This is a genomic window from Kribbella sp. NBC_00709 (assembly GCF_036226565.1).
Classification (GTDB): domain Bacteria; phylum Actinomycetota; class Actinomycetes; order Propionibacteriales; family Kribbellaceae; genus Kribbella.
In genome coordinates this window covers 1442696-1455498 of the sequence record NZ_CP108996.1, presented here as the reverse complement: position 1 = coordinate 1455498, position 12803 = coordinate 1442696, and the positions used below count along the sequence as shown (strand labels likewise).

General features: G+C 67.6%; 13 protein-coding genes and 1 tRNA gene. 11 read left to right on the top strand and 3 right to left on the bottom strand.

Going from position 1 to position 12803, the window contains the following annotated elements; all coding sequences use genetic code 11:
- The first annotated feature begins 45 nt into the window (after positions 1-45).
- The 8 genes from moaC (at position 46) to katG (ending at position 6326) form a co-directional block, all read left to right on the top strand.
- Complete coding sequence (moaC, locus tag OHA18_RS07085; RefSeq protein WP_329002961.1) at positions 46-528, top strand: cyclic pyranopterin monophosphate synthase MoaC; 483 nt, start codon at positions 46-48, stop codon at positions 526-528.
- Positions 525-1013, top strand: coding sequence for a MogA/MoaB family molybdenum cofactor biosynthesis protein (locus tag OHA18_RS07080; protein WP_329002960.1), 489 nt, complete (start codon positions 525-527; stop codon positions 1011-1013). Before moaC ends, OHA18_RS07080 begins: the two co-directional genes overlap by 4 nt.
- On the top strand, positions 1013-1630 hold the full coding sequence (locus OHA18_RS07075; RefSeq protein WP_329002959.1) for a GNAT family N-acetyltransferase: 618 nt from the start codon (positions 1013-1015) through the stop codon (positions 1628-1630). The genes OHA18_RS07080 and OHA18_RS07075 overlap by 1 nt, the downstream gene beginning before the upstream one ends.
- Positions 1631-1727: 97 nt before the next feature.
- Positions 1728-2513 (top strand): divisome protein SepX/GlpR, encoded by a 786-nt coding sequence (sepX, locus tag OHA18_RS07070; protein ID WP_329002957.1) that lies wholly within the window; start codon positions 1728-1730, stop codon positions 2511-2513.
- An 86-nt stretch (positions 2514-2599) separates the two neighbouring features.
- A tRNA-Ala gene (locus tag OHA18_RS07065) sits at positions 2600-2675 on the top strand.
- Positions 2676-2828: 153 nt separating this feature from the next.
- Entirely contained in the window at positions 2829-3485 is a 657-nt protein-coding gene (locus tag OHA18_RS07060; protein WP_329002955.1) for a LysE family translocator, read from the top strand.
- Between the two features lie 148 nt (positions 3486-3633).
- Positions 3634-4059, top strand: coding sequence for a Fur family transcriptional regulator (locus OHA18_RS07055; RefSeq protein ID WP_329002954.1), 426 nt, complete (start codon positions 3634-3636; stop codon positions 4057-4059).
- Positions 4060-4097: 38 nt separating this feature from the next.
- Positions 4098-6326, top strand: a complete 2229-nt coding sequence (katG, locus tag OHA18_RS07050; protein WP_329002953.1) for a catalase/peroxidase HPI — start codon at positions 4098-4100, stop codon at positions 6324-6326.
- Between the two features lie 59 nt (positions 6327-6385).
- Here katG and OHA18_RS07045 read toward each other — a convergent pair whose 3' ends face one another.
- The 3 genes from OHA18_RS07045 to OHA18_RS07035 all read right to left on the bottom strand — a co-directional run bounded on the left by OHA18_RS07045 (position 6386) and on the right by OHA18_RS07035 (position 9630).
- Positions 6386-7948, bottom strand: coding sequence for a DUF222 domain-containing protein (locus OHA18_RS07045; protein ID WP_329002952.1), 1563 nt, complete (start codon positions 7946-7948; stop codon positions 6386-6388).
- 90 nt (positions 7949-8038) lie between these two features.
- The gene (locus OHA18_RS07040; protein WP_329002951.1) at positions 8039-8725 is read right to left on the bottom strand and encodes a hypothetical protein; all 687 of its coding nucleotides are present in this window, start codon (positions 8723-8725) and stop codon (positions 8039-8041) included.
- A gap of 332 nt (positions 8726-9057) precedes the next feature.
- A complete protein-coding gene (locus OHA18_RS07035; protein WP_329002949.1) occupies positions 9058-9630 on the bottom strand; it encodes a hypothetical protein in 573 nt (190 codons plus the stop codon).
- A gap of 184 nt (positions 9631-9814) precedes the next feature.
- On the opposite strand from OHA18_RS07035, the gene OHA18_RS07030 reads away from it, so the two are divergent.
- The 3 genes from OHA18_RS07030 to OHA18_RS07020 all read left to right on the top strand — a co-directional run bounded on the left by OHA18_RS07030 (position 9815) and on the right by OHA18_RS07020 (position 12461).
- Positions 9815-10297: a hypothetical protein gene (locus OHA18_RS07030; RefSeq protein ID WP_329002948.1), complete on the top strand. Its 483-nt coding sequence runs from the start codon at positions 9815-9817 to the stop codon at positions 10295-10297.
- Positions 10294-10896 carry a hypothetical protein gene (locus tag OHA18_RS07025; RefSeq protein WP_329002947.1) on the top strand — a complete coding sequence of 201 codons (603 nt, stop codon included), beginning with the start codon at positions 10294-10296 and terminating at the stop codon, positions 10894-10896. The genes OHA18_RS07030 and OHA18_RS07025 overlap by 4 nt, the downstream gene beginning before the upstream one ends.
- 128 nt (positions 10897-11024) lie before the next feature.
- Positions 11025-12461, top strand: a complete 1437-nt coding sequence (locus OHA18_RS07020) for a GuaB1 family IMP dehydrogenase-related protein (protein ID WP_329002946.1) — start codon at positions 11025-11027, stop codon at positions 12459-12461.
- The last annotated feature ends 342 nt before the right edge of the window (positions 12462-12803 follow it).

Here is a 12803-nt window from a genome sequence, read left to right as displayed (position 1 = left end):
CGCTACGGCGTGGAACCACCAGACACCCCCAGACGAGGAGACCGGATGACCGAACCGCCTGCCGGGCTGACCCATGTCGACGAGACCGGGGCCGCGCGGATGGTCGACGTGTCGGCCAAGGACGTCGGCAGCCGGCGAGCCGTTGCCAGCGGCAAGGTTCTGGTGTCGGCCGAGGTGGTGACCGCGCTGCGCGGCGAGGGCGTGCCGAAGGGTGACGCGCTCGGGGTCGCCCGGATCGCCGGCATCATGGGCGCGAAGCGGACGCCGGACCTGGTCCCGCTCTGCCATCCGATCGCGATCACCGGCGCCAAGGTCGACCTCGAGGTCGCGGACGACGCCGTACTGATCCGGGCGCAGGTGAAGACGGCCGACCGCACCGGTGTCGAGATGGAAGCGCTGACCGCGGTCGCGGTCGCCGGGCTGGCCGTCATCGACATGGTCAAGGCGCTGGATCCGGCGGCAGTGCTGTCCGACGTACGGGTGGAGTTGAAAGAGGGCGGCAAGACCGGGCACTGGGAGCGGCCGTGAGAGCGCTTGTCGTCAGCGTGTCCAACCGCGCGGCCGCTGGGATATATACAGATACCACTGGCCCACTGATCGCCCAGCGGTTGAGTGACTGGGGCTTCGAGGTGTCAGGACCCTCCGTCGTCCCGGACGGCCCACCGGTCGGTGACGCGTTACGTGCTGCGGTCGAGGCGTCGTACGACGTTGTGCTGACGACAGGTGGTACGGGGATCTCGCCGACGGACGAGACGCCCGAGCAGACGGCTGCTGTGCTGTCGAAGGTCGTGCCGGGCATTGCTGAAGCGATCCGGGCCTATGGCGTCGCCAACGGAGTACCGACGGCCGCACTGTCGCGTGGGCTCGCCGGAGTTGCCGGTACTACGGTCATCGTCAACCTGCCTGGTTCACGTGGTGGGGTGAAAGACGGCCTCGCCGTACTGGAGCCGCTGCTGCGACATGCGGTCGAGCAGGTGCACGGCGGCGACCACGTGCGGACGGATACCGACTGATGGCGATCGTGCACTGGCCTGTCGAACTGCAGCACGGACAGGTCGGGCTGCGCCCGCTACGGGCCGGCGACGGAGGCGAGTGGGCTGCCGCGCGCCAGCGGAACGTGAGCTGGCTGCGGCCGTGGGACGCGACCCAACCGCCCGGTGCGGAGGACGGTGCGCGCACGTTCCGCGCCATGGCACGTGACTGGAACCGGCAGGCGCGGTACGGGCGGATGCTGCCCTTCGTCATCACGTACGGCGGTGCAGCGGGCGCCGGCGCCCGGTCGAAGTGGCCCCTCGTCGGACAGCTCACGGTGTCCGGCATCACCTACGGCTCGGCCCGCTGGGCGAACCTCGGCTACTGGGTCGACGAGCAGTACGCCGGACGCGGGATCGTCCCGACCGCGGTGGCGATGGCCGCCGACCACTGCTGGTTCACGCTTGGCCTGCACCGGATCGAAGTGGCGATCCGCCCCGAGAACAAGGCAAGTCTGCGGGTTGTGGAGAAGCTCGGCTTCCGGTACGAAGGCGAGCGGCCGCGGTTCCTGCACATCGACGGCGACTGGCGCGACCACCGCATCTTCGCGCTCAACGTCGAAGAGGTCGGGCCCGGTCTCGTAGCGCGATTGCGCTGACTACCCTGCGTGCTATTCACATCAGTCACACGAGTCTTCTTGCGACACACCGTCCCACGTACCTCATCTGGCCCCCGCCGCGCCTTAGCGTCGTCGCATGGGGACGACAGGGCTGATCTATGTGGCGATCGTCGCCGCGTGGGCTGCCTACCTCGTCCCGATGTGGCTGAAGCGAGGCGACGAAGCGCGGCGCCAACCAGTCGTGCCGTCCTCCGCCGAAGCACGAGTGCTTTCGCGCGACCCGTCGCGGCCGAGGTACGTCGTACGCCCGGCCGGGACCACCGCCGCCGACGACCCGTCGCCGCCCAAGCGGTACGTCCCCAACCGAGCCCGCCGGGTGGCCGCGATGCGCCGTCGGCGGGTGCTGTCGATCCTGACCCTTTCGCTGCTGTCGGTCGTCGCACTCGCCGGACTCGCGATGCTGCCCTGGTGGACGGTCGCCATCCCCGGCGCATCGATCCTCGGCTTCGTCGTACTCACCCGGGTGCAACTGCGACGCCAGGCGCGCACCCGTGCCCGGATCGCCGCCCAGCGTCGTACCCATTCCCAGTCCCGGCACGACCGGGGCCCGGCCGGCAAGCCCGCGCCGTCCCCCGACGAGGAGATGACCATCGAGGTCAAGCTCCCCGCCACGCCGGCTCCCGCCGAGCCCAAGGAGAAGCCCGCCGCCGAAGGGCTCTGGGACCCGGTGCCGGTCACGCTCCCGACGTACGTCCTCAAGGAGAAAGCGCCCGACCGGACGGTCCGCACAATCTCCCTCACCGACGACGAAGTCTTCTCCAGCGCCCGCACCACCGACCCCGCCGAGAAGCCCTTGCAGACCGAGGCTCCACCCCCTCAGGAAGCCGAGCAGCCCGAGGTGCGGCGCGCCGTCGGCGACTGAAACCGGCTGGACACCGTCGGTTTTAACCGGCGACCATAGGCGTGTTAGAGTTTCGCGGTCGCCAGGGAAACCGAAGCGACCAGCTTGGGGCTGTGGCGCAGTTGGTAGCGCGCTTCGTTCGCAACGAAGAGGCCAGGGGTTCGAATCCCCTCAGCTCCACCAAGTAGCGTTCAGGCCGGTATCCCTCTCGGGGAGCCGGCCTTCTACTTGCACGCACCGGGGCGTCGGCCGAGTCCGCCCTTCACATCGTCGCCATGGGTATCGGATAACGTTTGTCGCGCGGCGCGACCAACGAGGAGTTCGTGTCCATCATCGATGCAAGGACCTACCGTGCCCGTAAGCCCTGCCCTTCTCGTCGGCTTCGTCATGCTGTCGGCGCTACTGTCGAGCATTCCCGGACCATCGGTGGTGCTGGAAACCGGTCGTGCAATTACGCATGGACGATCGTCTGCCATGTGGATCGTGGTAGGCAACGCGATCGGCGGGATGATGCTCCTTGGTCTGGTGCTGGCCGGCCTCGGCGCACTCGTCGCGGCCTCGGCCCACCTGTTCATGATCGTGAAGATCCTCGGAGCCCTGTACCTGCTCTGGCTCGGTGTCCACTCTCTGCTCGCTGCGCGCGGCGGGTTGACCGATGAGTTCGTTGCCGTGAGCGAGCCCAGCGAGACGTCACGGCGACGGCTTGTACGCCGGGGATTTCTGGTGGGGGTGGCCAACCCCAAGAGCATCGTGTCGCTGATGGCGATCCTGCCGCAGTTCGTCGACCACTCACGCGGTGATGCGCCGCTGCAGATGCTGATCATCGGCCTCGCCGGCGGCGTGGCTCAGGTCGTGATCGAGACGATCTGGGTGCACGCGGCTGCGGGCATGCGGATGTGGTTCCTGCGCCGTCCTCGCCGCATCAAGGCCGTGAAAGCCGCGGGCGGCGTCGCCATGATCGGACTTGCCGGCAAACTCGCGTTCCAGCGCTGAGACGATCGCTGATACCGGTCGTTGGCGTGGAGAGCCGGGTCCAGGTGGCCGGACGACGTGGGCGGATACCTGGCACGCTGTTGTCTCAGGTTGAGAATCGCGTCAGCTAATCTTGACTCGTTCCAGAAAACGCGGAAGACTGCGACGCGTGCCGACGGCTGATGAGCTCCAGGGGTTGTTGCGTGGGGCTTCGTTGCGGGTGACGCGGCCGCGGGTGGCGGTGCTGGCCGCGGTGTACGAGCATCCGCATGCGGACACGGACTCGATTATCGGTGCCGTGCGCAACGAATTGCCCCAGGCGTCGCACCAGGCGGTGTACGACTCGCTGCACACGTTGACGGCGGCGGGCCTGGTGCGGCGGATCCAGCCGTTGGGGTCGGTGGCGCGGTACGAATCGCGGGTGGGTGACAACCATCACCACGCCGTCTGCCGGACCTGCGGCACCATCACCGACGTCGACTGTGCGGTCGGGCATGCGCCCTGCCTGACCGCGTCCGAGGACCACGGGTTCGTCATCGACGAGGCCGAGGTCATCTATTGGGGGCTGTGCGCCGACTGCTCACGCCGTACCTGATCTTCCGTTGAAGAACGTCCAGTCCTGGAAGGAATCCGATGTCCGAGATCCATGAGCCACTGCCCGGTGAAGGTAGCGAGGAGAGCCGCGGCGAGGAGGATGCGCAGGCGTCCGGCGGTTGCCCCGTCGCCCACGGTCAGGGTGTGCACCCGACCAGCGGGAACGCGAACCGCGGCTGGTGGCCGAACCAGCTGAACCTGAAGATCCTGGCCAAGAACCCGGCCGTGGCGAACCCGCTGGGCGAGTCGTTCGACTACGCCGCCGCGTTCCAGAGCCTCGACCTGGCTGCCGTGAAGGCCGACATCGCCGAGGTGCTGACCACTTCGCAGGACTGGTGGCCGGCTGACTTCGGGAACTACGGCCCGCTGATGATCCGGATGGCCTGGCACAGCGCCGGCACCTACCGGATCAGCGACGGTCGCGGCGGCGCCGGTGCGGGTCAGCAGCGGTTCGCCCCGCTGAACAGCTGGCCGGACAACGCCAACCTGGACAAGGCGCGCCGGCTGCTCTGGCCGGTGAAGAAGAAGTACGGCCAGAAGCTCTCCTGGGCCGACCTGCTGATCCTGACCGGCAACGTCGCACTCGAGACGATGGGCTTCAAGACCTTCGGGTACGCCGGTGGCCGCGCGGATGTGTGGGAGCCGGAGGACGACGTCTACTGGGGCCCGGAGACCACGTGGCTGGGAGACGAGCGGTACTCCGGCGACCGCGAGCTGCAGGAGCCGCTCGGCGCGGTGCAGATGGGTCTCATCTACGTGAACCCGGAAGGCCCGAACGGCAACCCGGACCCGATCGCCTCGGCCCGCGACATCCGCGAGACCTTCGGCCGGATGGCGATGAACGACGAGGAGACCGTCGCGCTGATCGCCGGCGGCCACACCTTCGGCAAGACGCACGGTGCGGCCGACCCGGAGCAGTACGTCGGGGCCGAGCCGGAGGGCGCGCCGATGGACCACCAGGGCCTCGGCTGGCGCAACACGTACAACAGCGGTCACGGCCCGGACGCGATCACCAGCGGTCTGGAGGTCACCTGGACCACGACGCCGGCGAAGTGGGGTAACGACTTCTTCAACCTCCTGTTCGGCTACGAGTGGGAGCTGACGAAGAGCCCGGCCGGTGCGAACCAGTGGGTGGCCAAGGACGCCGAGGAGATCATCCCGAACGCGTTCGACCCGGCCAAGAAGCAGAAGCCGACCATGCTGACGACGGACCTGGCGCTGCGCTTCGACCCGATCTACGAGCCGATCTCGCGCCGGTTCAAGGACAACCCGGACGAGTTCGCGGACGCGTTCGCGCGGGCCTGGTTCAAGCTGACCCACCGCGACATGGGCCCGATCGTGCGGTACCTCGGCCCGGAGGTTCCGGGCGAGGTGCTGATCTGGCAGGACCCGCTGCCGGCCGTGGACCACGAGCTGATCGGCGAGGCCGACGTGACCGCGCTGAAGGCGGCCATCGCGGCGTCCGGCCTGTCGGTGTCGCAGCTGGTCTCGACCGCGTGGGCGTCGGCGTCGACGTTCCGCGGCAGTGACAAGCGTGGTGGCGCCAACGGTGCCCGCGTCCGCCTGCAGCCGCAGGCCGGCTGGGAGGTCAACAACCCGGACCAACTGGCGCAGGCGCTGCGGACGCTCGAGGGCATCCAGCAGTCGTTCGGCAAGCCGGTCTCGCTGGCCGACGTGATCGTCCTCGCCGGCGGTGTCGGGGTGGAGATCGCGGCGAAGAACGCCGGGCACGACGTCGTCGTACCGTTCACGCCTGGTCGTGTGGACGCTTCCGCGGAGCAGACCGACGCCGACTCGTTCGCCGCGCTCGAGCCGGTCGCGGACGGGTTCCGCAACTACAACGGCAAGGGCAACCGGCTTCCGGCGGAGTACCTGCTGCTGGACCGGGCGAACCTGCTCACCCTGAGCGCGCCGGAGCTGACCGTCCTGGTCGGCGGCCTGCGGGTCCTGGGTGCGAACTACGACGGTTCGAAGTACGGCGTCCTGACCGACAACCCGGGCACGCTCACGAACGACTTCTTCGTGAACCTGCTCGACCTCGGCACCGAATGGCACGCGACCGACGACAGCCAGGAGACGTTCGAGGCCAGCGTCAACGGCGAGGTCAAGTGGACCGGCACCCGCGCCGACCTCGTCTTCGGCTCGAACTCCGAACTCCGCGCCGTCGCCGAGGTCTACGCCAGCGACGACGCCCAGCAGAAGTTCCTCACCGACTTCGTAGCCACCTGGCACAAGGTCATGGAACTCGACCGCTTCGACCTGCGCTAACTCGGCAACCCCCGAACCGGCTCCCCTTTTTCCTTGGGGGAGCCGGTTCGCTTTGTGTGTCATCCGGTCGTCACATCGACACCGCCGCCCGTGGTTCGTGGTACAGGATGGGTGCCGGTGTGGTCGACTTGGAACTGGAAGCCGTGGGGGCTGATCCATTCGATTCCGCCGGTGGGCAGGCGTCGGCTTCGCCAGCCGCCGAAGGTTTTGGCGCGGTGGTGGAGTCGGCCTTGCGGTATGAGGTTGTGGGTGCTGGTCTGCCCCGGTGGACCGGTGCGGTCGTACGGCGTGATGTGGTCCTGGTCCATTCGCGTGGTGGCCTCGGCGCCGCTGTACGGGAACATGTCGACCGGGTGTTGCAAGCGGACCCGTTCGCGGATTCGGTCCGGGATCTCGTAGCAGTGAACGCTGACCTGGTCGTGAAGGTCGATCACGGGCTTGATGACGACTTGATCGTGGCCGAGTAGCTCGCTCAGCTGACTTGCCAGGAGCGGTCCGAGTTCTTCGACGCGCAGTACGCCGGTGCCGGTGGCAAGCGTCTGGTCGGTCAGGTGGACGAACAGGGTGTGTCGTGTGCGTCGACCGCTGCCAGCGCCGAGTCCGTTGCTGTGGGCATCCTGTTTGATCGCAGCTAGCCGGGCCGGCAGTTCGCCTGCCAGCATCCGCCGCGAGAACGCGTCCATGCCATCGTCTGCGTTGCCCATGGATGGCGCAGCTGTGTCGGCGGCCGGTGTGTCCGGGTCGGCCCAGTCATCCGGCTCGGCCTGTGGAGGCCGCAGCGTTTGGGGCGGATCGGGAGCTGGCTCGGCACGATTGCCGGAGGTGGCGAGGTGGGTTGGTTGGGTGCGGGCCAGGTCGCTAGCGAGGTGGCGAGCGACCTCGATGAGTTGGTGGGCCGCGGCCGGGTCGGCTATCCAGCCGATGGCCTTTGCGCGGCGCTGATCCAGGTCGTCGGTGTCGCCAAGCGTCTTCAACGCGCGGGCGAGGTCGTCGATCGTGGCGTCGAACCTGATCACGTCACCTGCGGCCGCACGGACCCAGAACCGTTTCGTGCCGTGGACGTCGGACGGAGCGACGAACACGCCCCGCGAACGCGCAGCTGCTTCGGCCTGGGCTTTGGCCAGCTCGGGCTCGGCCTGCCAGACGGCCGCAGTGACGATGGTTGCCAATCGGCCAGGTGTCACGGTGTCGACGATCCCGACGACTCGCCGGTCGACGATCGCGGCGGCCTCCAACGACAGGGACAAGCAGGCGTGCGCGATCTTGCGCGCCCGCCACGGGACGGCATTCCCGGCCAGTACTGCGGCCCAGATCCTCGGCAGGCGATGGCGAAGCGCCAGCGCCTCGCCGATGAAGGACGCGGCGGCGCCCGTCGACATGCGCATCACCGCACCGAACTCGATCGGCGCGAACTCCGCGACGCCCGGACAGCCGACCCCGCCGTACACCTGGATCCGCTCGCAGCCCGGCAGCGGCTCACCGGACACCACCGCGTTGCGATCGGCGAAGGCGAGCGCCGCCTCCAGCATTCTGACGGCGGCGCGCTCCTGGATCTGGACGAACTCCGAGGCCGCGGCCAGCAGGTCCGCGGGGGCGAGCTCGTCCAGATCTCCTTCGAACATGTGTTCTATTTTAGATCACAATTGGATCTCGGCCAAATCGACCCGGGTCAGAATCCCTTATCCACAAGGGAAATGCTGAGCTGTCAGGCGTTAGTTGCTGCAGGTCTGCGATGTGGTCGCCGGGGTTGTGGAGCCGCCGTCCGGGTCCACGAGGACCGGGCGGAGGTCGGTGATCCGGAGGGGTAGTGAGCGGCTGAAGTCGAGCGGGATGTCGCCTTCCATGCCGCCGCCGGTCCAGTGGACGTTCCAGTACGCCGTCGCGGTGACGGTGAACGTGCCCGTCTTCTCGCAGCGGGAGGTCTTGCTGTACTTGTAGCCGCACGTCGGCGACGCGGGCATGTCCTTGAGGGACTTGCCGGCCGCCATCGCCTTCGTGAACGGAGACCCGGCGCCCTTACAGGTAACGGTCTTGCCGCCACCCATGGACCACTCGATGTGATCAACCGTGCCGGTCGCCTCGATAGCGACACCCTCGATCGCGGCCCGCTTGGTCTGTGGCCCGGTCGTCGTCGGCCCCGGATCGGTGACCCACATCCAGATCGGGACGTTGACAATCCCGACGTGGTTGGCACTCTGCACGTACGGCGAAAGTCCCAACTGCGGCGCAATGAAGCTCATGGTCTTCACCACCCGCTGAGCCGCAACTCGCGGGTCTATCGTCCGTGTCTGACCAGGCCGCCGGATCACCGACTCGTACTTCTCGATACCTTCCGGCTTGCCGTCCACGACGTCGAGGATCACCCAACAGTCGTAGAACTTCGTACCCGGTGGATACATGCTGGGGTCATTGGGATTGAACAGCGACCGCGGCGCGTCTGTCGGCGTCAGATAGCACCCCGAGGCCGCATCGAAGAACCCATCCGCCGTCCGGCAAGGCACAACCTGCCCTTCGAAGACACATGCAGATCCACCGGGCTTCTTTGCCCCGGGTTTTGCCGTCACAGATTCCGTCGGTGGATGTCCGTCATCCTGCACCTGGAGCCGGCATTTGCCGGTGACCTGATCCCGGTCGCAATCGGGGACGCCGCTCTGTCGTGTCGGTGACGCAGGAAGCATCTGGGGCGCAAGCGGAACTCCGGCGATCAAGGTGATTGCCACGATCAACGGCTTCAGCATGATGCCCCTTGATTCTTGCCTTTGGTCACCTTCCAGACGCCAGCGACAAGTTGCAGATCTCGGTTGTCGAGCCAGCGAGTGGGCGTCCCCGGCTCGCGGACGCTCTTTCCGGTGGAATCGACTGCTTGAGTCTTCGAGGTGTCATAGCACGCTTGCACGGAAGCTGTGGTGACCTGGGAGGTGGCCGGACCGGTCTTCACGGCCTTGGCCCAAAGGATCTCCACGGTTCCGATCGTCCTGATCTTCTCGCCGCGATAGGTCTCGGCCTGGTTCTGTGAGACGGCGAGCTCGACGCCGGAAGCCACCGTTGGCAGATCCTTCACAACCGTGCCGCCGCTGGCTGTCATCGCGTTGATGACGGCGATGTATCGACGGTAGGCCGCAACCGCTGCGTCGCCGGCCGCCTTGGACTCGTCGACTGGAGTGCTCGCAGCGGCAGTGCTAGACGGCGGGGAGGTCGGGGTTGTGTTGGGGTGGCCGGCTTCGGGGGAGGCTTGGCAGGCGGTTAGCGCTAGGAGGGCGCTGAGGGCTGCGGCGGTGGTTCCGAGGGCCGGTCGGTGCTGCATCGAGGCTCCGTTCTTGGATGCTGTTGGTGTAAGCGTGGCATACGGAGGGTGTTCGTCCAGCGGGTTATCCACAGGGGCTGCAGCTTCCTGCAATAGGAGTTAGTGGCTGTGGATAAGTGGAGGTGGGGGTGTTGGGGCGTCGTAGAGTCGGGGGGTGGCTACTGATGGTTCTGGGATTCGGTCGGTGGAGGATGTGCGGCGGGATGTTGCGGGGGTGCTGACCCGGTTCCGGCGGGGGCGGACCATGGCGTTCAGCTTTGGTGACGGCGGGGTGCCGGAGGCGGTGCTGCTGACGTACGACCAGTTCGAGGATCTTGGTGGGGAAGCGAAGTTCGAGCGTCGTCCTGGGGTGATGCCGGCAGAGGCCGTGGGGGCGGAGCTTGTGTCGATGGTGGCCGCGATCCGGGCTGGGACGTTCGTGCCGGTGGTGTGGGGGGACGGCGAGGAGCCGGAGGCCGTCATCATGTCGACGTCGCAGTACCGTCAGTTGCGCGGCGACGACGAACCACCGCCCGGGACGATCGACGATCCGACCCGGCGCGTGTATGCCACGGAACCGCTGCCCACCAGCCGCGCCATGACCCTCGACGAGATCGCCGAGATGATGGGCCCGGAGGCGGTGAGAGACCTTCAGGAGCTCCGCCGAGCCGATGACGAGATCCCGTGAGCGGCGCGCCGCAGTATGAGGTGATTGTCAGCGACAAGTTCGCTGAGGACCTGAGACGACTGGCGGCTGACGCACGCGCCGACCCGAGCAGGGTTTTTCTTCGGCAGCAGGTGATTGCTCAGATGAAGCAGTTGGCCGAGGGCGCCACGGATGGGCGTCATGCGCTCGGGTACGAGTCTGGGAAGGGGGATTTGCGGGATTGTGTGACGGCTTATCTGCAGTCTGATCCGCAGGAGAAGGCTGATTATCGGCTGGTGTTTCGGGAGATGCCGGCTGCGGGGCCCGGGCAGTTGCCGCGGCGGGAACTGCTGGCGGTGAAGCCGCGGCAAGGGGCCGGCAATATCTACGAGCACACGTGCGCGCGGCTCAATCGGAACCTTCACGACCGTCAACCGGGTCTCAATGCTTTCGGTGATCGGATGCCCAGCCTCAGGCAGAACCAGGCACAGCGGCAGGCTGAGCTCGATGCCAACCGGGCGATCGCGCACGCGTTCCCCGGTCAGGTGCCCTTGGCAACATCACGTCCGTTGGCGGCGTCCCGGTTCGGCGGCCGCCGAACCGACTCCCCATTACGCCCTGACCACGGTCTTGACCGCTGACCGTCGACCGGCAGAGTCCCAACGGCTGCAGGGGTTTGCGGCCGAACACATGCTGTGACCAGCTTGTTCAGCGCCGGGTCGCGTGACACGCTGGCTGGGTTTGGTTTCTGGGCGAGAAGGGGTCTGCCATGCGGTTTCATCTGGAGCGGGAGTCGGTGGGGGACCTTACGTTCAGTGATGTGTTCCTGGTGCCCAATCGGTCTCGGGTTGCATCGCGGTTGGATGTTGATCTGTCGACCGGGGACGGGAGTGGCGCGTCGATCCCGGTGGTGGCCGCGAACATGACGGCGGTGTCTGGGCGCCGGATGGCGGAGACGATTGCCCGGTGTGGTGGGCTGGCGGTGATTCCGCAGGACATTCCGGTGGATGTGGTGGCCGAAGTGGTTGCCTGGGTCAAGCAGCGGGATCCGGTGCACGACACCGCGCTGACCCTGCCGCCGACGGGTACGGTCGGAGAGGCGCTGAACCTGCTGCCGAAGCGGAACCACGGCGCCGTGGTCGTCGTGGACGACGGGCGGCCGGTCGGGGTCGTGACCGAGGCGGACTGTGCGGGCGTGGACCGGTTCACCCAGCTCGAAGGGATCATGTCCCGTGAGCTGCTGACGGTGCCGCAGGGGATCGACCCGGAGGCGGCGTTCGACCAGCTGCACGACGGGCGGCACCGGCTCGCCCCGGTGGTGGACGCGAACAGCCACATCGTCGGCATCATGACCCGGCAGCGCGCGCTCCGCGCCACGCTGTACGACCCGGCCCTGGACGCGAACGGCAAGCTCCGGATCGCCGCCGCGATCGGGATCAACGGCGACGCCGAGCAGAAGGCGAAGGCGTTGCTCGATGTCGGCATCGACGTACTGGTCATCGACACTGCACACGGTCACCAGGAGCGGATGCTCGAGGTCGTCGAGCGGGTTCGCGCACTGGGTCCGAAGGTGCCGATCGTGGCCGGCAACGTGGTCACCGCCGAAGGCGTCACGGACCTCGTCAACGCCGGCGCCGACATCGTCAAGGTCGGTGTCGGGCCGGGCGCGATGTGTACGACGCGGATGCAGACGGCGGTCGGCCGGCCGCAGTTCTCCGCGGTGCTCGAATGCGCGACGCGTGCGCGGGAGCTCGGCAAGCACGTGTGGGCGGACGGCGGCGTACGGTATCCGCGCGATGTCGCGCTCGCGTTGGCCGCGGGCGCGTCGAGCGTGATGATCGGGTCGTGGTTCGCCGGGACGTACGAGTCGCCCGGCGACCCGCATCGCGACAGCCAGGGCCGGATCTACAAAGAGAGCTTCGGGATGGCGTCGGCGCGGGCGGTGCGGTCCCGGACCGCCGACGACACACCGTTCCAGCGGGCCCGGAAGAGCATCTTCGAAGAGGGCATCTCGACGGCCCGGATGTACCTCGACCCCGAGCGCCCGAGCGTGGAGGACGTGCTCGACTCGATCGTGTCCGGCATCCGCAGTTCCTGCACGTACGTCGGCGCCGCGAACCTCGCCGAGTTCCACCAGCGGGCCGTGGTCGGCCTGCAGACGGCCGCCGGGTACGCCGAGGGGAAGCCGCTCGACACCAGCTGGTAGCTGTAATCGTATACATCCGATCTCACCCGCGGGGTGAGGTTGAGGACACAACAAGATCATGCCCCGGGCGATGGTCACCGTCGGCGTTCGGTGGCACCGTGTAGTCAGCGGGGGGAGGAAGGGACACCGAACCGGCCGACGGGGGGTCGCCGATCTCGCAGGGGGTGTGGGATCGATCGACGCGGGGGCTCACAGTTTCTGGTGTCCCACTCGTGGTCGCGGGTGGTGCAGGAGGGTTCGGCCGAGGCTTGGGAGGGCGACTCGGGAACCCACACTCACCACCCGCGACCGCCGTCCCTGTCCGGATGTCGGTTCCGGATCGCGGGCATCGCTTGGCAAGTC

What these genes read in the sequence shown, in the direction of transcription:
- OHA18_RS07075 (WP_329002959.1), top strand. Translation starts at nt 1,013, where the DNA reads ATGGCGATCGTGCACTGGCCTGTCGAACTGCAGCACGGACAGGTCGGG.
- moaC (WP_329002961.1), top strand. Translation starts at nt 46, where the DNA reads ATGACCGAACCGCCTGCCGGGCTGACCCATGTCGACGAGACCGGGGCC.
- OHA18_RS07060 (WP_329002955.1), top strand. Translation starts at nt 2,829, where the DNA reads ATGCAAGGACCTACCGTGCCCGTAAGCCCTGCCCTTCTCGTCGGCTTC.
- OHA18_RS07035 (WP_329002949.1), bottom strand. Translation starts at nt 9,630, where the DNA reads ATGCAGCACCGACCGGCCCTCGGAACCACCGCCGCAGCCCTCAGCGCC.
- OHA18_RS07045 (WP_329002952.1), bottom strand. Translation starts at nt 7,948, where the DNA reads ATGTTCGAAGGAGATCTGGACGAGCTCGCCCCCGCGGACCTGCTGGCC.
- sepX (WP_329002957.1), top strand. Translation starts at nt 1,728, where the DNA reads ATGGGGACGACAGGGCTGATCTATGTGGCGATCGTCGCCGCGTGGGCT.
- katG (WP_329002953.1), top strand. Translation starts at nt 4,098, where the DNA reads ATGTCCGAGATCCATGAGCCACTGCCCGGTGAAGGTAGCGAGGAGAGC.
- OHA18_RS07040 (WP_329002951.1), bottom strand. Translation starts at nt 8,725, where the DNA reads ATGTATCCACCGGGTACGAAGTTCTACGACTGTTGGGTGATCCTCGAC.
- OHA18_RS07020 (WP_329002946.1), top strand. Translation starts at nt 11,025, where the DNA reads ATGCGGTTTCATCTGGAGCGGGAGTCGGTGGGGGACCTTACGTTCAGT.